General features: G+C 73.6%; 23 protein-coding genes. 14 read left to right on the top strand and 9 right to left on the bottom strand.

Annotated elements, in window-relative coordinates; translation table 11 throughout:
- Positions 1-9 precede the first annotated feature (9 nt).
- Positions 10-435, top strand: coding sequence for a DUF732 domain-containing protein (locus tag ACZ3X1_RS18235; protein ID WP_467280259.1), 426 nt, complete (start codon positions 10-12; stop codon positions 433-435).
- 70 nt (positions 436-505) lie between these two features.
- On the opposite strand, the gene ACZ3X1_RS18230 is transcribed toward ACZ3X1_RS18235, so the two are convergent.
- The gene (locus ACZ3X1_RS18230) at positions 506-958 is read right to left on the bottom strand and encodes an iron chaperone (protein ID WP_356814427.1); all 453 of its coding nucleotides are present in this window, start codon (positions 956-958) and stop codon (positions 506-508) included.
- A gap of 199 nt (positions 959-1,157) precedes the next feature.
- Positions 1,158-1,352 carry a hypothetical protein gene (locus ACZ3X1_RS18225; protein ID WP_467280323.1) on the bottom strand — a complete coding sequence of 65 codons (195 nt, stop codon included), beginning with the start codon at positions 1,350-1,352 and terminating at the stop codon, positions 1,158-1,160.
- A 157-nt stretch (positions 1,353-1,509) separates the two neighbouring features.
- On the opposite strand from ACZ3X1_RS18225, the gene ACZ3X1_RS18220 reads away from it, so the two are divergent.
- Together ACZ3X1_RS18220 and ACZ3X1_RS18215 are read left to right on the top strand one after the other, a co-directional pair.
- Complete coding sequence (locus tag ACZ3X1_RS18220) at positions 1,510-2,166, top strand: DUF2278 family protein (RefSeq protein ID WP_467280258.1); 657 nt, start codon at positions 1,510-1,512, stop codon at positions 2,164-2,166.
- Between the two features lie 81 nt (positions 2,167-2,247).
- On the top strand, positions 2,248-2,664 hold the full coding sequence (locus ACZ3X1_RS18215) for a VOC family protein (RefSeq protein ID WP_467280257.1): 417 nt from the start codon (positions 2,248-2,250) through the stop codon (positions 2,662-2,664).
- A 6-nt stretch (positions 2,665-2,670) separates the two neighbouring features.
- On the opposite strand, the gene ACZ3X1_RS18210 is transcribed toward ACZ3X1_RS18215, so the two are convergent.
- Together ACZ3X1_RS18210 and ACZ3X1_RS18205 are read right to left on the bottom strand one after the other, a co-directional pair.
- Positions 2,671-3,468, bottom strand: coding sequence for a copper chaperone (locus ACZ3X1_RS18210; protein ID WP_467280256.1), 798 nt, complete (start codon positions 3,466-3,468; stop codon positions 2,671-2,673).
- Positions 3,468-4,895: a tyrosinase family protein gene (locus ACZ3X1_RS18205; RefSeq protein WP_467280255.1), complete on the bottom strand. Its 1,428-nt coding sequence runs from the start codon at positions 4,893-4,895 to the stop codon at positions 3,468-3,470. Before ACZ3X1_RS18205 ends, ACZ3X1_RS18210 begins: the two co-directional genes overlap by 1 nt.
- Before the next feature lie 238 nt (positions 4,896-5,133).
- Between ACZ3X1_RS18205 and ACZ3X1_RS18200 the strand changes: the two genes are divergently transcribed.
- The 4 genes from ACZ3X1_RS18200 to ACZ3X1_RS18185 all read left to right on the top strand — a co-directional run bounded on the left by ACZ3X1_RS18200 (position 5,134) and on the right by ACZ3X1_RS18185 (position 8,046).
- Positions 5,134-5,769: an ATP-binding cassette domain-containing protein gene (locus ACZ3X1_RS18200; protein ID WP_356814421.1), complete on the top strand. Its 636-nt coding sequence runs from the start codon at positions 5,134-5,136 to the stop codon at positions 5,767-5,769.
- Positions 5,766-6,635 carry a metal ABC transporter permease gene (locus tag ACZ3X1_RS18195; RefSeq protein ID WP_362622804.1) on the top strand — a complete coding sequence of 290 codons (870 nt, stop codon included), beginning with the start codon at positions 5,766-5,768 and terminating at the stop codon, positions 6,633-6,635. The genes ACZ3X1_RS18200 and ACZ3X1_RS18195 overlap by 4 nt, the downstream gene beginning before the upstream one ends.
- Positions 6,593-7,399 (top strand): metal ABC transporter solute-binding protein, Zn/Mn family, encoded by an 807-nt coding sequence (locus ACZ3X1_RS18190; RefSeq protein ID WP_467280254.1) that lies wholly within the window; start codon positions 6,593-6,595, stop codon positions 7,397-7,399. The genes ACZ3X1_RS18195 and ACZ3X1_RS18190 overlap by 43 nt, the downstream gene beginning before the upstream one ends.
- Positions 7,400-7,731: 332 nt before the next feature.
- Positions 7,732-8,046 carry a hypothetical protein gene (locus tag ACZ3X1_RS18185; RefSeq protein ID WP_467280253.1) on the top strand — a complete coding sequence of 105 codons (315 nt, stop codon included), beginning with the start codon at positions 7,732-7,734 and terminating at the stop codon, positions 8,044-8,046.
- Here ACZ3X1_RS18185 and ACZ3X1_RS18180 read toward each other — a convergent pair.
- Positions 8,043-9,701 (bottom strand): class I adenylate-forming enzyme family protein, encoded by a 1,659-nt coding sequence (locus ACZ3X1_RS18180; protein WP_390073987.1) that lies wholly within the window; start codon positions 9,699-9,701, stop codon positions 8,043-8,045. The two genes, ACZ3X1_RS18185 and ACZ3X1_RS18180, sit on opposite strands and share 4 nt — an antisense overlap.
- Positions 9,698-11,527, bottom strand: a complete 1,830-nt coding sequence (locus ACZ3X1_RS18175) for a CoA transferase (protein ID WP_467280252.1) — start codon at positions 11,525-11,527, stop codon at positions 9,698-9,700. The genes ACZ3X1_RS18180 and ACZ3X1_RS18175 overlap by 4 nt, the downstream gene beginning before the upstream one ends.
- Before the next feature lie 274 nt (positions 11,528-11,801).
- Between ACZ3X1_RS18175 and ACZ3X1_RS18170 the strand changes: the two genes are divergently transcribed.
- Together ACZ3X1_RS18170 and ACZ3X1_RS18165 are read left to right on the top strand one after the other, a co-directional pair.
- On the top strand, positions 11,802-12,923 hold the full coding sequence (locus tag ACZ3X1_RS18170; RefSeq protein ID WP_356814446.1) for an acyl-CoA dehydrogenase family protein: 1,122 nt from the start codon (positions 11,802-11,804) through the stop codon (positions 12,921-12,923).
- Between the two features lie 80 nt (positions 12,924-13,003).
- On the top strand, positions 13,004-14,512 hold the full coding sequence (locus tag ACZ3X1_RS18165; protein ID WP_467280251.1) for a DUF4246 domain-containing protein: 1,509 nt from the start codon (positions 13,004-13,006) through the stop codon (positions 14,510-14,512).
- A gap of 49 nt (positions 14,513-14,561) precedes the next feature.
- On the opposite strand, the gene ACZ3X1_RS18160 is transcribed toward ACZ3X1_RS18165, so the two are convergent.
- Both ACZ3X1_RS18160 and ACZ3X1_RS18155 read right to left on the bottom strand, forming a co-directional pair.
- Positions 14,562-15,662, bottom strand: a complete 1,101-nt coding sequence (locus ACZ3X1_RS18160) for a sugar ABC transporter permease (RefSeq protein WP_467280250.1) — start codon at positions 15,660-15,662, stop codon at positions 14,562-14,564.
- On the bottom strand, positions 15,659-16,870 hold the full coding sequence (locus ACZ3X1_RS18155) for an MFS transporter (RefSeq protein WP_356814413.1): 1,212 nt from the start codon (positions 16,868-16,870) through the stop codon (positions 15,659-15,661). The genes ACZ3X1_RS18160 and ACZ3X1_RS18155 overlap by 4 nt, the downstream gene beginning before the upstream one ends.
- Before the next feature lie 194 nt (positions 16,871-17,064).
- Here ACZ3X1_RS18155 and ACZ3X1_RS18150 point away from each other — a divergent pair, with 194 nt between their 5' ends.
- Both ACZ3X1_RS18150 and ACZ3X1_RS18145 read left to right on the top strand, forming a co-directional pair.
- Positions 17,065-17,769 (top strand): hypothetical protein, encoded by a 705-nt coding sequence (locus ACZ3X1_RS18150; RefSeq protein WP_467280249.1) that lies wholly within the window; start codon positions 17,065-17,067, stop codon positions 17,767-17,769.
- A 208-nt stretch (positions 17,770-17,977) separates the two neighbouring features.
- The gene (locus ACZ3X1_RS18145; RefSeq protein WP_356814411.1) at positions 17,978-18,670 is read left to right on the top strand and encodes a sigma-70 family RNA polymerase sigma factor; all 693 of its coding nucleotides are present in this window, start codon (positions 17,978-17,980) and stop codon (positions 18,668-18,670) included.
- Positions 18,671-18,736: 66 nt separating this feature from the next.
- Here ACZ3X1_RS18145 and ACZ3X1_RS18140 read toward each other — a convergent pair whose 3' ends face one another.
- A complete protein-coding gene (locus ACZ3X1_RS18140; RefSeq protein ID WP_467280248.1) occupies positions 18,737-19,138 on the bottom strand; it encodes a RidA family protein in 402 nt (133 codons plus the stop codon).
- Positions 19,139-19,233: 95 nt separating this feature from the next.
- On the opposite strand from ACZ3X1_RS18140, the gene ACZ3X1_RS18135 reads away from it, so the two are divergent.
- From ACZ3X1_RS18135 to ACZ3X1_RS18125, 3 genes are all read left to right on the top strand, one after another.
- Positions 19,234-20,232, top strand: coding sequence for a helix-turn-helix transcriptional regulator (locus ACZ3X1_RS18135; protein WP_467280247.1), 999 nt, complete (start codon positions 19,234-19,236; stop codon positions 20,230-20,232).
- 399 nt (positions 20,233-20,631) lie between these two features.
- Positions 20,632-21,273 carry a DUF4142 domain-containing protein gene (locus ACZ3X1_RS18130; RefSeq protein ID WP_037694822.1) on the top strand — a complete coding sequence of 214 codons (642 nt, stop codon included), beginning with the start codon at positions 20,632-20,634 and terminating at the stop codon, positions 21,271-21,273.
- A gap of 9 nt (positions 21,274-21,282) precedes the next feature.
- On the top strand, positions 21,283-22,665 hold the full coding sequence (locus ACZ3X1_RS18125) for a DUF1996 domain-containing protein (RefSeq protein WP_356814929.1): 1,383 nt from the start codon (positions 21,283-21,285) through the stop codon (positions 22,663-22,665).
- Positions 22,666-23,028: the final 363 nt, after the last annotated feature.

Here is a 23,028-nt window from a genome sequence, read left to right as displayed (position 1 = left end):
CATGTCCGGATGCGCACACCCCAGATCGCCACGCTGCTGGCCTCCGTCGCACTCCTCGCCCTCACCGGCTGCACCAGCGAGCCCGAGAGCGACGCCGAACCCACGCCCGTCGCCACCACGCCGACGGCCTCGCCCACCACCACCGGCGCAGCGGACGCCGCCGGCGTACCGCCCGAGCCCACGGGCGACAAGCGCGTCATCTACCTCGCCACCCTCAACGGCATAGACCCCGCGATCGTGAACGGCAACGACGACAAGGCCATCAGCCGCGGACGCGACCAGTGCGCCGCCATGAAGGACGAGAAGGACCCCACCAAGCGCGTGGCCCAGGTCGAGCAGCGCTTCATCGGCCCCGACCACCCCAATGGCTTCGGCCCGACCAAGAGCGCACTCATCCTCGCCACCGTCCAGGCCAACATCTGCCCCACCTACTGACGGAACGCCACCGGGGCTCCCGGTCCGCCGTCGTGACGACGGCGGACCGGGCCGGTCTGCGCAGTCCCGCTCAGCCCACCGCCCGCTTCACGAGCCCGGCGATCCGCTCCTCGACCTCGGGCGTCACCTCGGTCAGGGCGAAGCCGGCCGCCCACATCGTGTCCTCGTCCAGCTTCGCCAGGTCACTGAACCCGAGGGTCGCGTAACGGGCCTTGAACTTCTCCGCGCTCTGGAAGAAGACCACCACCTTCCCGTCCAGGGCGTAGGACGGCATCCCGTACCAGAGCTTCGGCGCGAGCGACGGGGCGCAGGCCGTGACGACGGCGTGGACGCGCTCGGCCATGATCCGGTCGGAGTCCTGCATCTCGGCGATCTTCGCGAGCACGTCCTGCTCGGCGGCCGCCGCCTTGTCCGCGCGCGAACTGCGGCGCGCCGCCGTCTTCAGCTCCTGGGCGTGGTCCTTCATCGCGGCCCGCTCCTCGGCCGTGAATCCCTCGTGCTTGGCGCTATCCGTGCTGCTCATGACTGATCTCCCCCTTGAGGACCTCGCATGTGCGGGACTTGAGGGGACCTTATCCCGACGCACCGACATCGGCCCGGGCAAACGAACAGAGCCACCGGCAAGTACGGCATTTGCCAGGCCAGTCCCCGGGCTCAGGCTCATTTGCCGTCTTTCCCGACTGGTACATCCCGCAAGCGCAATCCGCACACCCCTCACGACGTCACCGGGCATCTGAGGGCGGATCAGGTGGTGGCGAGGAGATCTCGGTCGACTTGACCAGGGCCACGACGGGCGAGCCGGCGGCCAGGCCCAGCGCCTCGACGGCGTCGGCGGGGACTGCGGTGACGGTGCCTGCGATCTGGTTGCGGATGCTGAGACTCGTGAAGCTTCGACCTCTTGTGTGAACACCGTGCACGGCCCGAACGGGCCGCGCGTCGTCGACAGTAGGGGACCGGGCCGGCCCCGGCTCCGGGTCCCTCTCGTCCGCCGGCCACAACCACCCTCCTGGCTGGCACCTGCCGCTGTCGCGCGTCGCGCTGCCCGTCGTGCGGCCCGGTGCTTCACTGGGGACCATGCCCTTCGCGCACTACGGGGTCCTCTCCGGGACCCTGCACCAGCACTTCCGGGACACCCCCGACACGGAGGGGGCGTGGTTCCACGTCAATCTCCGGGTCGACACGCCGACCGGCCGCTACAAGTGCGCCGTCGACGTGGACAGTCACGAATCGGCGACCGGTGTGCAGTGGAAGGTGTTCACGGTGGACGCCTCCGCGCTCGGCCCGGTGGCCGCGGCGGCCCCCGGGTACCACGAGCTGGCCCGTACCGCCGGGTCCGGCGCCCTCGACTACATCCGGCATCCGGGGCTGCGGGGCGGGCCGGTCTGGCCCTCGTGGCTGCCCGACCGGGTGCGGGAGCTGCTCGAACGGCTGGTGAAGACCTCCCGGCCGTGGTCGTCGGGGACCAATCTCGACGCCGCGCTGGCCTTCGAGCCGATGCTGGTCGTCGGCCGTCCGGTGCTGGTCTTCGGGGAGCCCTTCGACACCGGTCTGGGAGTGCACAACATCCACCAGAACCAGGGCGACCCGTTCGGCAGCCCGTGGTGGCCCGAGAACGGCGTCTGGCAGGACGGGGCGACGCTGACCCGCCGCCCCGACGGCCGGTACGACGTGTTCCTGAACAAGTTCTCCACCCAGAAGGACCACACCGACGCCGACGGACACCCTGTGTAGCCGCCGCTGTCCCGGCATGGTCGGCGCCGTGTCCTGGCCTCGCCCCGCAGCACCCGCCCCGTCACCCGGAGGAAAGCCTCGATGGCCTCGGCACCCCAGAAGATCACCACGTTCCTGATGTTCGAGGGCAGGGCGGAGGAGGCGCTGACCTTCTACACCTCCCTGTTCGACGACTCCGAGGTCATCGACATCAGCCGCTACGGCGCCGACGGTCCCGGCGAGGAGGGCACCGTGCTGCGCGCCACGTTCTCGCTCGCCGGACAGCGGTTCATGTGCATCGACAGTTACGTCAAGCACGAGTTCGGCTTCACCCCGGCGGTCTCGCTCTTCGTGGAGTGCGGGTCCCCGGCCGAGCTCGACCGCCTCTACGCGGCCCTCGCCGACGGGGGCAAGGAGCTGATGCCCGTGGGCTCGTACGGCTTCAGCGCCCGGTTCGGCTGGGTGAACGACCGCTTCGGCGTGTCCTGGCAGCTGAACCTCCAGGACCTGCCTGCCTGAGGCACCTCAGCTCAGGGCCGGTGTGAGGGCGACCGCCAGTGCGGCCCCCGCGAGGGCCGCGGCGGCGAGGCTCGCCGAGCGCCTCGGCGTACGGGCGAACCGCTCCGCGGTGACGATGCCGGTGAGTGCCGCCATCCAGCCGAGCATGCCCGGACCCCCGCCGGCGACGGCCATCACCAGCATCAGCGCCCAGCACGAGCGCAGACAGGCGCCGCCGTGGCGCAGGCCGAAGCGGCCGGTGCCCGCCAGGGCGGGCAGGCCGCTGAGCGGCAGCGGGGAGGAGCGGTGGCAGTCGCGCAGGGCGCGGCGCTTGTGGACCGTCAGCTGCCAGCCGGACGCGAGCGCGAGCGCGCAGGCCAGGACGGCGTCGGCGGGCAGCCGCGACCACAGCGGGGCGAGCGCGAGGAGCAGCGCGCCGTAGCCGGTCCACACCGCCAGGTAGACGGCGGCGAAGCCGGCCATCGCGCGCTGCCGGCGCCTCCGCAGGCTGTTGGCGCCCACGTGGGCGAGCGCCGGGAGCGCCGCGGGCAGCATCATCGCGACGCACATCAGCGCCCACATCGGCAGGCCGCCGAAGACTCCGGGGCCGGGCACCGCGTGGGCTGCGTGGGCCGCGTGCGACGGTGCCGTGTGGTGGTGCGGCGCATCGCCCGCCGCCCCCGCCCCGGTCACGGTCAGCGCGATCACGGCGATCCAGGCGGCGACGGCTGCCAGTTCGAAGGGGAGGCAGAGGCGCGGCCGTGGCCGGCGCGGCGCGGGCGCCGTCCGCGGGGGCCGCGCCCGCATCTCGCCCAGCGGCGCCATCAGGTGTAGCTGAGGCTGACGCGCCCGATCTCGACCGGCGGGTCCTCGCCCTCCGCGTCCGCGGCGTCCCCCCGTCCGAGCGGACGGAACGTCACGTTCAGACGGGCCTCGTCCCAGGCCCCGTCCGCCTGGAGCCTGCGCACGAGCGGAGTGATCTCGACGCTCACCCGCAGGCCGTGGGGGTGCTCGTCGCCCCGGGGGTCCTGGGCCCGCTCGATGCCGAAGAACGACAGGTTGCCGACGCGGTGTCCCTCCGCCTGTTCGCGCGAGGCGCCTTCGGGCAGGTTGACGTAGACGCCGTAGACCGTGTCGGGGTTGGTTTCGCCCTCGATGTCCTCGACGTTGAGGTACACGCGTCGGTCGTTGTCGGGGGCGGCGACGCCGAGTGCCGCGCCGAGGGGTCCGGTGGTCCGCCGGTCGATCGGTACGGCGATGCTCGCGGTGCGGCCGACGAGCAGCACGGGCCGCTCCGACGAACCGGCCATCTCGCGCCGCCTGGGCGGGGTCGGCCCCGAGTCGACGGGACCGCTCGGCATCTGGGGCACGGGGGACCTCGTCATGGACGGCGGGAGCGGCACCGGAGGGGAGATCGGCACGGGCTGCTCGTACGTGTAGCCCAGCCGGCCGGCGATGTCGAGGATGTCGGAGGCCGCCAGGCTCTGCTGGCTGCCGTCCGCGTCGAAGAACTTGTACTCCTGGGTGATCCAGCGCGGGTCGTCGGGATGGTCGTGCCCCGTACGGCTCGACCAGAGGAACCACAGGCGGTCGATGTTGGCGTGGTGGAGCCAGAAGACGGGATCCAGCGCGGCCGTGCCGGTCCTGCCCATCCAGCGGCCGATGTGGCTGTGCACGGCGTTGTGCGGGGTGTCCTCCAGGGCGCCCTTGCGGTTCCAGAAGGTGCTGCCGTTCGGCGTGATGCCCCCGCCGAACTCGGCTTCGCCGACGAACCGGGTGCGCCCCATCGCGTAGGCCGCGGAGGTGATCTCGAAGGGCAGGGGTTCCCCCTGGTTGATCCCGTTCGCCCGCTCGGCGAACAGCGGGTTGGCGCCGCCCTCCTCGTCGCGGAAGGCCGGGGGGATGCGGGCCTGCTCCCGGTCGGCGTCGTAGTCCCAGAACGGCAGCGCCCAGTCGGCCGGGCCGCCCAGTTGCACGACGGTGGCGCGGACGATCCGCTCGAAGTACCAGAGGTACATGCGGTGCCAGGCGAGGAAGTACCACGAGCCGTGCTTGCAGCCGTTCCACAGGGGCCTCGTGGGGGTCGTGTCCGTCCCGTGGACGGCCGCCTGGTAGGTCCAGCCGGTGGGGTCGTCGGGGTCCCGTGCCTTCATCTCGGCGACGGCCGCCGCGTAGTGGGCGAGCGTCAGGTCGTCGGCCGGCAGGGTCCACACGTTCCTGCGCACGTGCGCCACCTGCTGAGGGCTGCCCATCGCGTCCACCTTCCGCCAGAACCCGGATGAACCTCAAGAAACCCGTAGGAAACCTACCGAATGGGCATGCCGGGATCGGACCGGCACGCGGACGGCAGGCCCGAAAGGGCACCCGCGCGCGGCCCGGCGCAATCGGTTCAGGCCGGCGGGAACCCCGGACGCCCCGCGTCCGACTACTGGCACGTGGGAGGCGGAGCCGCGCCGTCCCGCGCAGTCGAGGACGATCGAGGGGCGTGTGATGGGCGGGTTGGACGTACGCATGCGGGGGGTCGTCTGCCGGCACGGCCGGGTGGAGGCCGTCGCCGACGTGGACCTGGAGATCGCCGCCGGTGAGCGCGTGGCGCTGACCGGGACCAACGGCTCGGGCAAGTCCACCCTCCTGCGCGCCGTCCTCGGTCTGCACCGCCAGATGGCGGGCTCGATCCTGGTCGGCGGCCGGGAGGGCCGCTCCCCCGCCGAGTGGGCGTGGCGGCGCCGGGCCTGCGCCTGGATCCCGCAGAAGCCCGCCGCCGGGCGGTTCCCCCTGCTCGGCAGTGAGCTGCTGGCCGGCAGCCACGCCCCGGCGGAAGCGGCCGAGGCGGCGGACCGGCTCGGGGTGGGCGCGCTGACCGGGAGGCCCCTGCACACCCTCTCCGGCGGTCAGCTGCAACGCATGTACCTGGCCCGGGCGATCGGGTGCGTGGCTGCGGGCGCCGAGCTGCTCCTGGCGGACGAGCCGACGGCCGCCCTCGACTTCGACGGGCAGGCGCAGGCCGCGGACGTGCTCACCGCCCTGCCGGTGACGCTGATCGTGGTGACGCACGACCGGGCCCTTGCGGACCGCTGCGACCGCGTACTGGAGATGGCCGCGGGCCGGCTGCGGGTGGTCCGGTGACCACCCTGGCCACCGCGGACCTCGGTGAACTGCTGCAGCTGCTGCCCGTTCAACGGGCGGGAGCGGCACTTCTGCTGGCCGCCGTCGGACTGCCGGTCATCGGTGTCGTCATCGTCGGGCTCGACATCATGCCGGTGCGGTTCGCGATGATGCACGTGGCCCTGCTGGGCATCGCCGTGGGCCTGCTCACCGGACTCGACCCCGTGCTGTGCGCGCTGGTGGCGTGCGCGCTGGCCGGCGCGGGCGTGGCCCCGCTCGCCCGTACCCCGGACGGCCTCTCGGGGGCGATGGGGCTGCTGATGAGCCTGGCCATCGCGGCGGCGCTGCTGCTGCTGGCCGTGGCGGGAGTCAACGCCTCCGGCGCCTTCGCCCTGCTGTGGGGGTCGATCCTGTCCGTCGGCACGCCCGACCTCGTCGTCCTCGGCGTCCTCGCCGTCGCCGTGCCCGGCCTGTTCTGGTGGCGGCGGCGCGAGATCGGGCTGCTGCTGTACGACCGCGAACTCGCCCTGTGCTCCGGCGTCCCCGTGCGGGTGCTGACGGCCGTGCTCCTGGTCCTGGTCGCCGTCGCGGTCGCCGGGGCCATCAAACTCACCGGCGCGCTGCTCGTCGACGCGCTGACGCTGCTGCCCGCACTCGCCGCGCGCCGCCTGGGCAGTTCGCTGAAGTCGATCACCCTGTGGGCGGTCGGCATCGGCGTCGCGGTGAACCTGACGGGGTTCCTGCTGGCCCTGTGGCTGGACTGGCCGCCCGGCCCGGTCCTCGTCCTGACCGCGGGGGCACTGGTCCTCGCGGTGCATTTCATACCCGAACGGAGAATCAGCTCATGGCGCGCACCCGCGTCCGCATCCCTGCCGTCCTCGCACTGAGCGCGGCCCTCTTCCTGACCGCCGGCTGCGGGAACGACACCTCGTCCACGTCCGGCGAAGGACCGGATCTGCCGCGCACCGGGAAGCCGACCGTGGTCGTGACGACCACGTGGGAGGGCGCCTTCGCGAAGGCCGCCGGCGCGGAGGACATCCAGGTCATCGTGCCGCAGTCCGTCCACCACGCCCCCGACTACGACCCCAAGCCCTCGGACCTCGCCGCCGTGGCCAAGGCCGACTTCGTGCTGTACGCGCCGTTCGAGCCGTACGCCGCCAAGATCAAGGAGGCGGCGGGGTCCAAGGCGAAGCTCGTCGAGGTGGAGCTCGACAACGACCCCGACAAGGTGTCCGCCGAAGTGGGCCGTCTGGCGGGGCTGTTCGGCACGGCGGATGCCGCCGCGCAGTGGAAGACCGGCTTCGACGCCGAGTACACGAAGCTGAACAAGGAGCTGCAAGCCGGCTGGCCGGGCGGCCGCAGCCCGTCCGCCGTGACGCAGGTCTTCACGGCGTGGTCGGCGAAGCTCGCGGGCGCGACCACGGTGGGCACGTACGGGCCGGAGGCCGTGACCCCGGCCCAGCTCGCCGAACTCGCGGCGAAGAAGCCGTCGCTGGTGCTGGACAACGCACACATGTCCACCGGCGCGGTGCTGCCGGACTCCGGTGCCAAGCAGGTGAAGATCGTCAACTATCCGGGGGACGACCTCGATCTGCTGCCGGTCTACCGCAACGCCGCGGCGGAACTGAAGAAGGCCATGGGTTCCTCCTGACCGCACGGGCCCGGACCCGGGCGACTCGTTCGCCGGGTCCGTCGACTGCCGGGGCGAGCTGGTGCTCCCTGCGCGACGGGGCCGGGAACGGACGGTGTGGGAGGGCGCTGCGCCGCCGGAGACCTTCGAGCGGGCGCGGGCGCAGCTGCTCTGTGACGCCGGCCGGTACGTGGACCACCGCCCCGCGTGGGAAGGGGACACCGTGGCCGTCGCCCGGGAGATCGGGACCGTGGGCCGCAGCCCCCTTCCTCCCCGGCGCCACGGCCCCTACGACCGCGACGGGCTGGACGAGGACGACGAGGACGACGAGGAACACCTGGGCCCGGGGCGCGGTGCGGCCGGCCGCGGGCGTCTTCCTGGAGGCGGAGGCGCCGGCCGAGCAACCTTCCTCCAGGACTGGACCCACGCACGCTTCGAAGGAGCCCTACGGCACCCTCGCGCAGCGCCTGCGCGCCGGCTTCGGCCCTGCGCTGCTCCGAGAGGAGCGGGCCGTGTCCCTGCGCTGCGGCGACGGCGCCGTGGAGATCGAGATCGGGCCGGCCGCCCTCGACGCCCGACCGGCGGCGGGCCGCCGCCGGATGGGCGACCCGCCTGGGCGTGCGCACCAGGCCCCGCCGGCCAGGCGGGACTTTGACGACACGACCTAGACGAGGGCGCCGCTCTCGGTCAGGCGCTTGCGGAGGGCCGCGCGGTCGGGTTTGCCGGCCGCGGTCAGGGGGAGTTCCGGGACGACGAGCAGTCGCTCGGGGTGTTTGCGCCGCTCCAGGCCGCGCCCCGTGAGGTGTTCGCCGAGGGAGGCGAGGGTGGGGGCGTGTGCCCCGCGGGCCACGACGCAGGCCGCGAGCCGCTCCCCCATCAGCGGATCGGGGACGCCGACACAGGCCACGTCCCGGACCTGGGGGTGCGCGGTGAGTTCGCGCTCCACCTCGGCGGGGCTGATGTTGGCTCCGCCGCGGATGACGATGTCCTTCAGGCGGCCGACGACGTGCAGGACGCCGTCGGCGTCGAGGTGGCCGAGGTCACCGGTGCGGACCCAGCCGTCGGGCGTGCGGTAGCGGGCGTCCAGCTCGGGGGCGCCGACGTAGCACAGCGGGGTCATCGGGCCGCGCGAGAGGATCTCTCCGAGGGCGCCGTCGGGGAGCGGCTCGTGGGTCTCGGGGTCGGCGATGCGGATCTCGGCGACCCGGGGGTCGGGGTGGCCGGCGACGACACCCGAGCCGTCGGTGGGCGGCACCGTACTGCCCAGTCCGGTGTGGCAGTTGACGCCGTCGGCGGAGCCGTAGAGGTTGACGACGGGGCAGCCGAAGGCCTGCGCGGCGGCGGCCGCCGTGGTCTCGTCGAGCGGCGCGCCGCCGAGGACCAGCGCGGTGGGTGACGGCAGTTCTCCGCCCGTCCCGTCGAGGCGTTCGAGCATCATGCGGATCATGGTGGGCACGCCGAGGACGTGCGTCGGCCGGTGTTCGCGCACCGCGGCCAGCGCGGCGTCCGCGGTGAAGTGGTCGAGCAGCACGAGGGTGCCGCCGTGCCGGGCGAGGGTGACGGCGGTGCCGTTGGATCCGAAGGCGGAGGCGAGCGGGACGAGGAAGAGACAGCGCGGCGGGGTGCCGTCGGGGATGAGGGAGGCCAGGAAGTTGCCGCGGCCGCCGGCCAGCGCGTTGTGCGAGTAGGCGACCATCTTGGGCTCGGCCTCGGAACCGGACGAGACCAGGATGCGCGCGGCGCTGTCGGGGTCCGGGCGGGCGGGGACGAAGCCCCCGGGGTCGCTGCGCAGCAGCTGCGTCAGCGGAATCGTTCCATCAGGGATGGTGCCCGGCCGGCCCGCGGCTATGACGTGCCGCAGGCGCGGCAGTGCCCCGGCCAGGGTGCGCAGGTCGGCCGCGGGCCGCAACGCGCGGTGCTCGGTCGCCGCGATGACGGCGACGGCCTCGGCGCGGCGCAGCAGGCACTCGGCCTCCAGCACGCCCCGGCCCACGGGGAACGGCAGCGGGACCGCACCGAGGGCGGCCAGCGCCAGGTCGGCGATGACGGCGGCCCGGCCGTCGGGCAGTTGTACGCCGACCACGTCGCCCGGGCCGATCCCGAGGTCCCTCAGGCCCGTGGCCAGACATCGGACCTTGCGGTCGAGGGCGGTGTAGCAGAGCTTGCCCTTGGCGTCGACGACGGCGGTGCGGTGCAGGTCTGCGATCTGGCGGGCGCGGAAGAGGCTGTAGAGGTCGAGGTCGGGGCAGGTGCCGTCGACCACCCAGGCGCGGCGGAGTTCGGCGGGCAGCAGGTCGCGCAGTACGAGCCTGTCGGCGGTCATACGAAGCTCCAGGGGTCGGGGACTGCGGGGGCGCCGTGCGCGTCGCGGCTGATCGATCCGGCGAATCGCGGGTCGTGGTGCAGGTCGGACAGCTCGGTGGTGACGGCGGTCGCGGTCAGGCCGTGCCCGCGCAGCCGGGACAGGGCCTCGGCCGTGGGCAGGGCGCGCAGGTCGTGGCCGGCGGCGGCCCGGGCATCGGCGTCCGCGGGTGCGATCCAGCCGTCGGCCGTGGCCAGCGGGTACCGGAACCCGGCCGGCCGGCGGGGGTTGTGCCCGCGGGCCGCCCGGCGCAGGGCGGGGCCGGTCAGCGTGTCGGCCGCGCCGAGCAGGGAGGAGTCGACCCGTACGCCGAGGCCGGTGCGTTCGCGCAGGAGCAGGCCGGCGAGGACGGCCTCGGCGCCCAGCAGTCCGCCCAGGACGTCGAGCAGGGTCATCAGCGAGGGCGCCGGCATCTCACCGTCGGGGCGGGCGGCCTCGCCGACCCCCGTACGGGCCTGGACCATGAAGTCCGTTCCCATGGGGGCGTCGTCGAGCCGGCCGGCCCAGCCGCTGGTGTACGCGTGGACGAGCGCGGGGTTGACCCGTGCGAGGTCGTCGGCGTCGAGGCCGAGGGCTGCGGCCTTGCCCGGCGCCCAGTTGTGGAGGAAGACGTCGGCGTGCGCGGCCATGTCCCGCAGCCGCCCCCGGTCCGCCTCCGCCTTGATGTCGATCTCGACGGCCCGCTTGCCGCGGTTGAGGGCGAGCCAGCGGGCGGAGATCCCGGAACAGGCGGGGGGCATGCCGCGCAGCGGGTCGCCGCCCGGCGGTTCGATGCGGATCACGTCGGCGCCGAGCAGCCCGAGCAGGTGTGCGGCGAGCGGCGCCTGGATACGGCGGCCGGCCTCCAGCACGGTCAGCCCGGCCAGGGGTCCGGCGGAATCCCGGCGGGGCCCGGCCGGCAGCGGTGCCGGCCCGCCGGCGCCACCCGCGGCTCGGACGCCCCCTGCGCTCCCGGCGGCCCGGGCCGTCGACGGCGTGAGGAACCACGGGGCGGCGCCGTCGTGCTCGGCGGCTCGGTCCGCGAGGGAGCGCAGCGCGCACACTTCGGCACCGGAGGCGGCCGCGGCCCGGCGGATCCGGTCCCAGCCGTGGGACCGGGCCGTGGTGTGGAGGGCTGCCGGCAGGGGGGCGCAGGCGGTGGCGTAGCGGAACTGGAAGGGCCGCCAGCCGGTGCGGAGGGCGTCCGCAGGTGCCTCCAGCGCCTTCCAGAAGGCGGCCCAGGCTCCCGGATCGAGCGTCTCCAGTTCGAAGACGACCCCGTCGGCGGAGGTGAACGGCGCTCCCCCGGCGGCGATTTCGGCCGCCTCGCCCTCGTCGGCGCCGGCGGCCGCGAGGTACTGGGACACGGCGAGCAGTCCGGCCCGGTCCGCCCCGGTGGTGACCGGCGCGGGTGCCGCGCCTCGGGCCTGGCCCACGAGGTTCGCGAGCAGCCCCTGGACCGCGAGGACGGCGGTGGCCGTGGCGGCGTAGTCGACGGCCAGCCCGCGCGGGGTGCCGTCGCGCCGTCCGTGCACGGCCATGATGCCGGTGGCGGCCTGCACCGTGGCCTCATCGGCGAGCCCGCTCGCGGGATCCGCCCAGGTGGCGGCCGCGTGCGCCGGTGCGAAGCCGCCACCGGTGAGCGTGGTGCCGACGGCGGGCGCGTCCACGTGGACGGGGCGGTCCGCCCGTGCGCCGAGCAGCCGCAGGTGGTCGGTGACGACGCTCGTGATCTGCGGCGGGCCCGAGGCGTCGAAGCGCAGTGTGTCGAGCGGCCGGACCGTCTGCGTGGTTGCCGGTGACGCCATGCCTCTCCTCTCCTGGCGCGGCGGTGGCCGCGGCCGGGGTCTTGCGGGATCCGGGAACCCGGGAGCCTGCGCACCCGACCAGTTCCACGAACAGACAGTCGGTCGGCCGTTCGTGCGAGTTCCCGCGAGTTCGCGGGGGTTGCCGAAACTTTCCGGCGGACCGCACGCGTCCCGGAAGTTCCCGGGAAAGAGGAGGCGAGCAGTGGAAGATCTCCGTACGGACGGTGGCGGAGCCGCACGACAGGATGCGGACGCGGTCGCGCCCGGGGAACGGATCGCCCGGTTCGTCCGGGACCGGGTGTTCCCCCGGGAGTCCGTGCTGGACGGGGGTGGGCCCGCGGCCGCCGAAGCGCTGGCCGTACTGCGCGCCGAGGCCCGGGCCGAGGGGCTCTGGGCACTGCCGCTCCCCGCCGAACTGGGCGGTGGCGGGCTGTCCTTCGCCGCGTACGCCGAGCTGGCCGAGGCCGAGGGGGCCAGTGACCACGGTCCTGCCGCGCTGGGATCCGCCCCGCTGCTCGACGTGCGGATGCTGGCCCGGCACGGGCGGCCCGGTGTCCGCGAGGCGTACCTGAAGCGGCTGGTCGCCGGCGGGATCCGCACCTGCTACGCGATGACCGAGCCGGGGGTGCCCGGTACCGACCCGTTCCGGACCGCCACCCGCGCCGAGCGGCTTGCGGACGGCGGCTGGCGGGTCACCGGCCGCAAGTGGTTCACGTCGGGGGCCGCGGGCGCCGACCTGGTGACCGTCATGGCCCGTACCTCCGGTGCGGACGGGGACCGCGAGGGGCTGTCCCTGCTGCTCGTACCCACCGGCTCCGCCGGCTTCCGCGTGGTGCGCGAACTGCCCGTGCTGGGAGTGGCGGGCCAGTACGAGATAGCCCTGGACGGGGTGCGCGTCCCGGCCGACCACCTCCTCGGCGAGCCCGGCGAGGCCTTGGCCATCGCCGGTGAGCGGCTCCTGCTCGGCCGTACGCTGCGCTGCCTGCGCTGGCTCGGCCAGGCCCAACGGGCCTTCGACCTGATGTGCGAGCGGGCCGCCACGCACGGCGGATCGCGCGGGCCGCTCGCCGACCAGCAGCTGGTGCAGGCCCATGTCTTCGACGCCCTGCTGGCCCTGCGCACCACGCGTCCCCTCGTCCGGGAGGCTGTGGCGCTCATCGCCGCCGGGCAGGACGCGCGTACGGAGGTGGGGCTCGCCAAGGTCGCCGCCGCGCGCATGCTCCAGCAGGTCGCGGACTGCGCGATCCAGGTACACGGCGCCGCCGGACTCGGCCCGGACACCCCGCTCCCGGGCCTGTTCCGCACCGGGCGCGCCGCCCGCATCCTCGACGGACCGGACGAACTCCACATCACCTCGGTGGCGCGCCGCGTCCTGCGCGGCTACGGCTGCGCGTAGCAGCGGCCGGCCGGGCGGCGGTGTCAGTCCGCTGAAGTATTCTTCCGGCCACCGCACACCGACTCGGAGGACCGAGAGAATTGACCGGCATGTCTGCCTTCCCGCTGCCCTTCACCGCTTCGCGTTCCATATCGTTCGCCACACCCCGAACACTGCGGGAACTCCAGATGATGCAGTGCAGCGCGCTCATCCGGGCGAAGCCCGGGTGGTTCGAGAAGATGAACGACGCCGGCATCGTCGCCAGGTGGACGCGGGAAGCGGTCGCCCAGGGCCTCACCGAGGCGCAGGTCCGCTACGTGCTGGACGAACTCCGGCACTACGCAGCGCTCCGGGACGGGCGAACGGGCGTCGAGGTGTCCGCCGTCGACGGGGTCTGGCAGTCGGACACACTCGTCGACGACACGCTCAGGTCCCGGCTGCGCGAGGCGGTCCGGGTGCTGGAGGAGGTCCCGGAAGCGGAGAAGGACTGGCATCCCGGATCCGACGGCCAGGTGCTGGACCTGGTCCATCCCTCACTTTTCTGCCTGGTGCGGGAGGCGAGCGGGGCTCCCGAGAGTGCTTGGCAGAACCCGTCGGACCGCTACTCGAAGTACGAGTTCTCGGAGAGGTTCCAGTGGCTGCCCACGGACGTCGACGTCAGTGACGGCGGCGATGTGGCCTTCCGTTCGTACGTCAACAACGTCCACCCCGAGACCCATGCCGACCTCGTCTCGGTCCTCCCCGACGTGTTCGCGCGCATGCTCCCGCTTCTGGAGAACGTGCTCACGGATCTTCGGCACCCGCGGCCCCTGCGGATCGCGGCCGATCCCTACGGGTGGTACGACTCGGAGCCGGAGTACCCGCACCAGTCCTCCTACAGTGACGACGCGGCCTACCAGGAAGCCCGCAGTGCGTGGGAAGAAGCCTACGAGCAGTGGTGGGAGAACCGCCGGCCGGTCGTCCCGGACGCCCCCGCCTTCACCGCGCCCGAGCTGCCCGGGGAATCCGCCCGGGTCGATCTGCGCGGACGCGGTCTCCAGGTCATCGTCAAGCTCGCCACCATTCACCTCACCCCGGACAAGCCCGAGTACTCCGGCGGCTCCTGGCACGTCGAGGGGATGCTGAACGAGCGGATCGTCTCGACCGCCCTCTACTACTGGGACAGCGAGAACATCACCGAGAGCCGGCTGGGCTTCCGGGCGGCGCTCGACGACCCGCACTACGAACAGAACGACGACAACGGCCTGCGCGAGGTCTACGGCCTGGAGGACGAAGACGCGCTGAACCAGATGCTGGGATCGACGTCGACCCCGGCGGGCCGCTGCCTGGCGTTCCCGAACATCCTGCAACACCGCGTCGACTCGTTCCGCCTCGCGGATCCCACCCGCCCGGGACACCGCAAGATCCTCGCGTTCTTCCTGGTCGACCCGTCGCAGAGGATCGTCTCGACGTCCGATGTACCGCCGCAGCAGCCCTGGTCCGAGACCTCGACGATGACCCTGGAACAGGCCAAGGACTACCGCGAACAGCTCATGCAGGAACGCAAGTTCTTCGTCGACGAGCACAACGAACAGCTCTTCGAAAGGGAGTTCTCCCTCTGCGAGCACTGAGGGGGCCGTGCCAGACCCCGCCGGCCGGGCGGGACGCCGACGACACGACCTAGACGCGGGTGATGTCGACCAGCCCGTGGAGGGCGGCCAGGCCGAGGGCCAGGAAGAAGTCGCCCCAGACGAGCTCGTGGCGGACCGCCGGCCGCGCGGTCGCGTCGTAGCAGCCGTCCAGCAGCATGCCGGCCGGGCGGCCGCCGCCCTCGCCGGTGAGGTGGGACCGGATGAGGTGGTCGAGGATCTCCGCGCCCCGAAGCGCGTACTGCTCCGCCCGGGGGCCGGGGGCCCGGGCCAGTTTCAGCAGGGCGACCGCCGTGATCGCGGCGGCCGAGGTGTCGCGGGGGCCGTCCGGAAGGGCGGTGTCGGCCGGTGGGACCGGCCGGCCGGTCAGCAGTTCGCCGCGCGTGAGCAGCAGGGCGGCCGCGTCGGTGAGACGTGCGGGGTCGCCCGCGGCGCCGGACGGACGCAGCATGGCGTCGGCGACCGCCAGGAGCAGCCAGGCCTGTCCCCGGCTCCAGCCCGGCGGCGGATCCTCGCAGGGCCGCCACCGGGCGGTGGCCGTCTCGAAGCGCAGGGCGGGCCGGAACCAGCCGGATGCGTCGTCGTCCGCGCCGCCGGTCCGGCCGAGGCAGAGGTCCAGATGCCGGTGGAGGTGGGCGGCCGCCGCGGCCGCACCGGCCGGTCCGGCGCCCGCGAGGAGCGGCACCGTGCCGGGGACGGCGTCCACGCGGGCGAGCAGGCGGGGTCCGCCCAGGGCGTCGCCCCAGGGCAGGATGCCGAGTTCCGGGTCGCAGGACGCCAGGCACGCCCGGGCGGCCCGGGCGCGGATCTCGGCGGCTCCGGCGTCGTCGCCGGCGGCGGCGGTCCCGTACCAGAAGATGAGGCCGCGGGTGGCGGTGTCGGCCCCGGCCCACGGTGCGAGCCGGGCCGTGCATGCGGCGGCGGCCCGCCGGTCGGACTCGGCACCGGTGTACCGCGCCCGCAGCCAGAGCAGACCGGCCCAGAAGCCTCCGGTCCAGGACCCGCGGCCGGTCGTGGTCCACCGCCCGTCGGCCGGGTCGGCGTGCAGCGGGAAGCGGTGTCCCACCTCCGCAGCGGTCACCGCGACCCGTTCCATGACCGCCGCAAGTGCCCGGCCGGTCGCCGCGCTCACGCCGTGCCCCCGCGCCGGGCCCGGTCGCGTCCCGCCCAGAGGAACGCGACGGCCGCCGCCACCGCGAACTCCGCCGCCACCAGGAGCCAGCCCGGTCCGTACCGCCCGCTCTGCGCGAGCAGCCCGAACAGCGGCGGGCCCAGGGCGAATCCGGCGAAGAACCCGGCCGCGACCAGCGCGGAGTCCTGTCCGGCCCGACCGGGGGCGGCCCGCTGGAGGACCAGCACCATGGAGACGGCGTTGCCGGAGACGGCGAACACACCGACGGCCACCGCGCCGACCCACACCAGCGGGCCCAGCACGAGGGCGGCTCCCAGCAGGGCGGCGGCGCCCAGCGCGCCGAGCGCGAGCCAGCCCGGCAGCCATTCGGCGCGTCCGGGCCGGGCGGCCTTGGACCAGCCCACCCGGCCGGCGATCCCGGCCACTCCCAGTACGGCGACCAGGGCGCCCGCGGTCGTCGGTCCCATGCCCAGGCGCTGCGCGCCGAAAAGGGCGAGGTAGGTGTTCACGGAGGCGATGCCCGCGCCGAGGAACAGCGAGAAGGCGGCCAGCCAGGCCACCATCGCGCGCGGGACGAGTTCCGTACGGGGTCCCGCGGGCGGCGGCGGGGGGTCCGCGGGCAGGACCCGCAGCGCCCACAGCCCGGTGAGCAGGGCGGCCGCCGCACCCGTCCACACCGCGCCCCGCCAGCCGATCCCGCCGGCGAGCACCGCCAGCGGCGCTCCGGCCGCGAAGGCGCCCAGCTGCACGCCGGACTGCTTGAGGCCGGTGACGGCGCCCCGCCGGGCGGGCGGGACGGCGCGCAGAACGGCCTTGTTGGTGGCCGGGTTGGCCAGCGCCTGCGGTACGCCGCCCAGTGCGACGGCGCCGAGCAGCAGGCCGGCGCCGGGGGCGGCGCCGATCAGGGCGAGTGCGGCCGCGGAGAGCAGCAGCAGTGCGGCGAGCGAGCGCCGGGGGCCGATCCGGTCCACGATCCGGCCGCCCGCCGGGGACAGGGCGGCGGCCGTGCCGAAGCCGATCGTGGTGGTCACACCCAGCAGGGCCGGGGATACGCCCAGTTCGTCCACCAGGCGCGGGCCGAGCGCTCCGAGCAGGAACAGTTGCAGCATCGAGAACGCCATGGCGCAGGTGAGGAGCGCCGTCAGTCGTCCGCCCGCCTCGCCGTCCTGCTCCGCCGGCGATGCCGTCGCCGTTCCCTCCGACGCCACGAAGTCTCCCTTCCAGGGACGTTGAACTCCTCGATCGAACGGGTAGTCAGTCGGGTGGAACGGCGCGCGGGTTCCCGCGCCCCGCTGTGCCCTGCACCACACGAGGCAGGCGGTCCGGCTGTGGCACGGTCGGGTCGCGGAAACTTGTCCGGAAGTGCGCACCCCGGTGTGCGGCTCGGGAGGCCGGTGCGAGGATGAGCCCCGCCATGGAGCCGGTCGTCCGCTGTTTACGCGCCCTGAGGGCTGCGATGTTCGCAGCCCTCTGCGTGCTGCTCGCGGCGACCGGGCACATGCTCATGTCGGATACGGCGGTGCCCTGGTGGGCGCTGCCCGTCGGGTTCGGCGCGGCCGCGGCGACGGCCTGGTCCCTCGCCGGCCGTGAGCGCGGGATCCTCCCCGTCACGGGAGCCGCCGTCGCCGTACAGGCCGTGCTCCACTCGGGGTTCTCCCTGGCCCAGTCCTTGGCGGCGCCGGACCCGGAGTCCGCGGCCGCGGGGGCGGAGGCCGAGGCGGTCGTGCACGCGCACCACGCCGTGCACGGGGCGGCGGATGCCGCGTCCGCCCCGGCCGCCGTGCACATGGCGGGTGGTGGTCACGGATCCGCGGCCGCCGTGCCGGCGGCGTTCATGTCACCGGCCGGGATGCTGCTCGCCCACCTGCTGGCCGCCGTGCTGTGCGGTCTGTGGCTCGCCCACGGCGAGCGCGCCCTCTTCCGGGTGCTGCGTGCCGTGGCCGCGCGGCTGTGGGTCCCGCTGCGTCTGCTGCTGCGTCCGGCAGCCGTCGGGCACCGGCCGCGCCTGCGGGTGCGCCGGCGGCGCCGGCCGCGCGCACCGCGCCGACTGTTCCTCGTCCATGCCATCACCTCAAGGGGTCCGCCGACGGTGACCGCTGTCCTCTGACAGCTGGTCACCCGAGCCGCATCCACGCGCGACCATCTCGCGCACCCCTCGCATGCCATTGAGGCACCTCGTGCACCTCATCCACCGCATGTGACACGTGGACGCCGCGCCTCGGGCCCTCGGCCGTGCCCCCGGGCAGGCCGTGCCCTTCACCGGCCCCGCCGCTCGCGCGGCGCCGGACTCCCCTTGCGCATAAGGACCTTTGGCGATGACTCCTGCCCTGACCACCCACTGCTGTACCACCGGCGAGCGTCCCGCCCGGCACACGGAGGACTCCGACGCGGCGGTGACCCGGCTGGCGCTCGCCGCCCGCGACGGCGACCGCGCGAAGACCGACCGCTTCGTGCGCGCCCTCCACCGCGACGTCTGGCGCTACGTCGCCTACCTGAGCGCCGACACCCAGGCGGCCGACGACCTCACCCAGGACGTGTTCCTGCGCGCGCTGGCCGGCCTCCACCGGTTCGAGGGCCGTTCCTCCGCGCGTACCTGGCTGCTGTCCATTGCCCGGCGCACCGTCGTGGACAGCCTCCGCCACGCCGCGGCCCGGCCGAGGCTGTCGGACCGCTGCGACTGGCAGACGGCCGCCGAGCAGGCCCAGCCGTACGGCGTACCGGGCTTCGAGGACGGCATCGCGCTGGCCGAGCTGCTGGCCGCGATCCCGTCGGAACGCCGGGAGGCCTTCGTCCTGACGCAGTTGCTGGGTCTGCCCTACGCGGAGGCGGCCGAGGCCGTCGGGTGCCCGATCGGCACGGTCCGCTCCCGCGTGGCCCGCGCCCGTACCTCCCTCATCGCCCTCCTGACGGACACCCCCACGGCGGCGCCGGACCCGCAGGCCCCGGCCGCGCAGCCCGAGCGCGCCCCGCGGGCGCGTGAGGCGGTGCTGGCGGCTTCGTCCGCCTGATCCGTAACGCGGTGTCCCGGGCCCGGCACGTCCGGGCCCGGGATGCTCCGGGCGCGGGCCCAGGGGTCAGGGGCGGGCGGCGACGGCTTCGACCTCGAACAGCATGTCCGGCGTGGCGAGGGCCGCGACACCGATGAGGGTCTGCGTGGGCGGCTTGCCGCCCCAGCGCTCCTGCACGGCCGCGGCGATCGGCCCGAGCCTGGTGACGTCGTGGTCCACGACGTACGTCCGGAGCTGGACGACGTGGCCGAGGTCGAGGCCGTGGGCGGCGAGGGCCACGCCGACGTTGTGGAACGTCCGCTCCACCTGCTCGGCGAAATCGGCCGATACGACCGCGCCGTCCGGGCCCGACCCGTACTGACCGGCGAGGAGCACCAGTTCCGTACCGGCGGGGACGGTGGCAGTGTGGCTGTAGCCGAACGGGGCCGGGTCGTGCAGGCCGTCCGGATTGACGATGGCGTGTGCCATGCGGGTTCACCTCTCGTGTGCGACGTGCTGTCTCGTGGTGAAGCCTCGCAACCAATCACGACATCGAGTGTCGTGTATTCCGGTAGCGTTTTCGGGTGCGCGCCGATCGGTTGGTCTCCCTTGTGCTGCTGCTGCGGCAGCACGGCCGGATGTCGGCGACCACGCTGGCCGAAGAGCTGGAGGTGTCCACCCGTACGGTGCTGCGCGACATCGACGCGCTGTCCGCGGCCGGGGTCCCCGTCTACGCCGAGCGCGGCCGGCACGGCGGCTTCACCTTGCTGCCCGGCTTCCGCACCGAGCTCACCGGGCTGAACCACGACGAGGCGCTCGCCCTGCTGGTCGCCGGATCGCGGCGCGGCGCACAGGCGTTCGGCCTCGGCTCGGCGCTCGCCTCGGCCATGCGCAAGGTGGTCGACGCGCTGCCCGAGAGCCAGCGGGCCGCCGCGGCCGGGGCGGCGCGGCGGCTGCTGATCGACCCGGAGACCGACGCCCTCGCGAGGCGGCTGGTCACCGAGGAACTGCCCGATGCCGTGGTGGCGGAGATCCGGCGCGCGGTGTTCGACGGGCACCGGCTGCGCATCCACTACGCGGCCGCGGGCCAGGCACCCGAGTGGCGCACGGTGGACCCGGTCGGCCTGGTCACGGTGCGCGGCCAGGGCTACCTGCTGGCCACGCGGGCGGGCGCGGACCGCACCTACCGGCTGTCGCGGGTCCTGGCGGCACAGGAGCTGGCCGAACCGGCCCGGCGACCGGAGCGGGTCGATCTGGACCTGGCCTGGCAGGAGCGCAGCAGGCGGTTCCGGGCCGGCGCGGGCCAGGTCGCCGTACTGGTACGCGTGGACGCGGCGCGGCGGGAGGAGCTGGTGGGCAGCGCGGTGGCCGTCCTCGCCGAGGAGGCCGACGCGGACGCGGACGGCCGGCTGCGGCTGGAGCTCGGCTTCCAGGACCGCAGGCACGCCGAATGGGCTCTGTGGCAGCTCGCCCCGAGCGCGGAGGTCCTGGCCCCGCAGTGGCTGCGCGACATCCTGCACGCGCGCGCGACGGCGATCGCCGCCCGCTACGGAGAGCCTCCGTCGCAACCGCCCTTCGCTTAAGGGCTGTCCCGTAATCCCCGGCGGGCGCACGACGACAGTCACGGCACCTCGCCGCGTTGTCGGAACGCCCGGATACGCCCAGTATCAGCACGCTCCTCCGCCTTGCGATGCACCGCGTCTGACGCCGCGCGCTGATCCACCGGGGATTACGGGACAACCCTTAGGCGCCGGCGCGGCAAGATATCAGCCTTTCCGGAAAGCGCCAGAGTGTTTGTCCGATGGTGATGTCCTCCGGCAGGGGCGTCGCGCCGGGCACTACCGTCCCGTGACACCCCCGGGAATGCGGGTGTTGCACCGCACGACGCTTGCGGAACCTCCCTGCCCCGCCACCTTCCCGGCCCCACGGAGCAAGGAGGCACATTGCTGTCATTGCGGCGGAGAACCACTCGAGGCTGGTCCATGGCCACCAGGTATTCGATCGCGAGCGGCGTAGTCATCACCGCGCTCGCCCTCACCCTGATCGCCCTGCTGGTCCCCGTGGACAAGTTCGGCAGCCGGGCCACGGCCGCTGTCGCCGCACCGGCGGCCGGCGACGACGACGGCCTCGGCACGGTGAGCACGGCCTACGGGCCGTTGACGGCCGCGGACCGGGACTTCGTCCGCAAGGTCCGCCTCGCCGGGCTGTGGGAGCTGCCCGCCGGGCGGCAGGCCCAGCAGCGCGGGACACGCCCCGCGATCCGAACGGCCGGGGACCACCTCGTCGACGGCCACACCGAACTGGACCGGCAGGTCATCCAGGTCGGCCAGGCCCTCGGCATCGACCTGCCCAACCAGCCTTCCGCTCAGCAGCAGGACTGGCTGGGCCAGATGAGCCGTGCAAAGGGAGACGAGTACGAACGGCTGTTCACCCAGCTGTTGCGCCGAGCACACGGAAAGGTGTTCGGCCTGCTGGCCGGGATCCGGGCGCAGACCCGCAACTCCATGGTGCGAGCCCTCGCCACGTCCGCCAACGCCACGGTGCTGGACCACATCACGGTCCTCGAGGACACCGGGCTGGTCGACTTCGACGGGCTCTCCGACAATGTTCCACCGACGAAGTGAAGTGATCGCATGAGGCAAAAGGGCCATAAGCGCCCCCGGTTGACGACCAAGCTCGTGGGAGTGGTCTCCGCGCTCGTGCTGGGCGGCGGCGGCGTCGCCGTCATCGCCGGCAACGCGTCCGCGGGCCAGGACGGCAACCGCAAGGCGCAGTTGATGACCACCATCGACTGTCCGGACGTCGGGGACAAGCTCACCGCCGTACCCGAGCAGGCCAAGGCCGAGGTCGACGCGAACCTGGCGAAGCTGGACGACCAGGTGGCGGACGCCTACCGGCGGCTCGCTGCCGGCGAGGCACAGGGCGACGCTCTCCTCGGCGAGCTCAAGGGACAGCGGGACGAGACCATCAAGGGCGTGTCCGACGCGATCGACCGGGTGGCTGAACCACCCAAGGACATCGCTCAGTTGAGCTCCTGCGAGATGAAGAAGGCCCCCGCCGAGGAAGACGGCGGGGCCGGCGCGGCAGCACTGAACGCCGGGGCCGACGCCAAGTCCGCCGCGGCCGGCAGCAAGAGCGGCCCGGCGAAGAGCGACTTCGTGAACATCACCAAGGTCCGCCCGAACGTCAACAAGCCCAAGGCCCAGGGCGGCGCCTCTAACGGCTCCTTCAGCGTCCAGTGCGGGCGCAACGACAACGGCCACTTCAACCCCGACAACGTCATCGTCGCACCCGGCGTCTCCAACGGCGCCCACCACATGCACGACTACGTGGGCAACGTGTCCACCGATGCCTTCTCCACCAACGACAGCCTCGCCAAGGCCGGCACCACGTGCAACAACGGCGACCAGTCCACGTACTACTGGCCCGTGCTGCGGCTGCGCGACGGCAAGGCCGAACGGGACGCGAAGGCGCCCGGCGGCGGCCAGGACGGCAACGTCGGCACGATCCTGAAGCCCAAGCAGGTGACGATCGACTTCAAGGGAAGCCCCGCCGGCAAGGTCACGGCCATGCCCCGCTTCATGCGCATCATCACCGGTGACGCCAAGGCCTTCTCCAACGGCAACGCCAACGCCAACGCCTCCTGGAGCTGTACCGGCTTCGAGAACCGCCAGCTGAAGGACAAGTACCCGATCTGCCCCAAGGGCAGTGACGTGGTACGCACCTTCACCTTCCAGAGCTGCTGGGACGGCCGGAACACCGACAGCGCCAACCACCGCACGCACGTGGCCTTCCCCGACCGCAACGGCCGCTGCCAGAAGGGCTTCACCGCCATTCCGCAGCTGGTGCAGCGCATCGTGTACGGCGTGGCGCCGGGCCAGCGGTTCGCGGTGGACAGCTTCCCCGAGCAGCTCCACAAGCCCGTGACCGACCACGGCGACTTCATCAACGTGATGTCGAACGGCCTGATGAACAAGGCCGTGAGCTGCATCAACGACGGGCGCAGCTGCCGCTGACGCTCACCGCGGGGTTCTCCCCCTCTGCTCCCGGGGTCGGGCGCTCCCCCCTTCCTCACCCCGCGCCCGCCCCGGGAAAGGTGTTGGTCCGAAGCCTGCTTCGGACCAACACCTCTTTTGTGTTCCAGGCCCCCCGGCCCCGTTACGGAGGGCGGGACCGGGGGCACGTGCGCCCGCCCCCGTCCGGCCGGACCCGTCGGCTCCTCTGACGGCACCGCCCGGTACCGACATGCACCACTGGCACCGCCATGCACCGCCGGTCCCGCCCGTCACGCCCGTCCCGGCCGTCCCCTGGCACGGAGACGGCCGGCGATGGACGGCGGGCTGTGAACGGTGCGGCGGGCGGTGGAGTGGACGGTGGGG

This window comes from Streptomyces sp. NPDC023541, from assembly GCF_055559995.1.
This window is presented reverse-complemented; position numbering and strand designations above follow the sequence as displayed.

Excerpts from the sequence above, each read along its gene's own strand:
- ACZ3X1_RS18235 (WP_467280259.1), top strand. The coding sequence starts at position 10 with ATGCGCACACCCCAGATCGCCACGCTGCTGGCCTCCGTCGCACTCCTC.
- ACZ3X1_RS18230 (WP_356814427.1), bottom strand. The coding sequence starts at position 958 with ATGAGCAGCACGGATAGCGCCAAGCACGAGGGATTCACGGCCGAGGAG.
- ACZ3X1_RS18220 (WP_467280258.1), top strand. The coding sequence starts at position 1,510 with ATGCCCTTCGCGCACTACGGGGTCCTCTCCGGGACCCTGCACCAGCAC.
- ACZ3X1_RS18215 (WP_467280257.1), top strand. The coding sequence starts at position 2,248 with ATGGCCTCGGCACCCCAGAAGATCACCACGTTCCTGATGTTCGAGGGC.
- ACZ3X1_RS18210 (WP_467280256.1), bottom strand. The coding sequence starts at position 3,468 with ATGGCGCCGCTGGGCGAGATGCGGGCGCGGCCCCCGCGGACGGCGCCC.
- ACZ3X1_RS18205 (WP_467280255.1), bottom strand. The coding sequence starts at position 4,895 with ATGGGCAGCCCTCAGCAGGTGGCGCACGTGCGCAGGAACGTGTGGACC.
- ACZ3X1_RS18200 (WP_356814421.1), top strand. The coding sequence starts at position 5,134 with ATGGGCGGGTTGGACGTACGCATGCGGGGGGTCGTCTGCCGGCACGGC.
- ACZ3X1_RS18190 (WP_467280254.1), top strand. The coding sequence starts at position 6,593 with ATGGCGCGCACCCGCGTCCGCATCCCTGCCGTCCTCGCACTGAGCGCG.
- ACZ3X1_RS18180 (WP_390073987.1), bottom strand. The coding sequence starts at position 9,701 with ATGACCGCCGACAGGCTCGTACTGCGCGACCTGCTGCCCGCCGAACTC.
- ACZ3X1_RS18175 (WP_467280252.1), bottom strand. The coding sequence starts at position 11,527 with ATGGCGTCACCGGCAACCACGCAGACGGTCCGGCCGCTCGACACACTG.
- ACZ3X1_RS18150 (WP_467280249.1), top strand. The coding sequence starts at position 17,065 with ATGAGCCCCGCCATGGAGCCGGTCGTCCGCTGTTTACGCGCCCTGAGG.
- ACZ3X1_RS18145 (WP_356814411.1), top strand. The coding sequence starts at position 17,978 with ATGACTCCTGCCCTGACCACCCACTGCTGTACCACCGGCGAGCGTCCC.
- ACZ3X1_RS18140 (WP_467280248.1), bottom strand. The coding sequence starts at position 19,138 with ATGGCACACGCCATCGTCAATCCGGACGGCCTGCACGACCCGGCCCCG.
- ACZ3X1_RS18130 (WP_037694822.1), top strand. The coding sequence starts at position 20,632 with ATGGCCACCAGGTATTCGATCGCGAGCGGCGTAGTCATCACCGCGCTC.
- ACZ3X1_RS18125 (WP_356814929.1), top strand. The coding sequence starts at position 21,283 with ATGAGGCAAAAGGGCCATAAGCGCCCCCGGTTGACGACCAAGCTCGTG.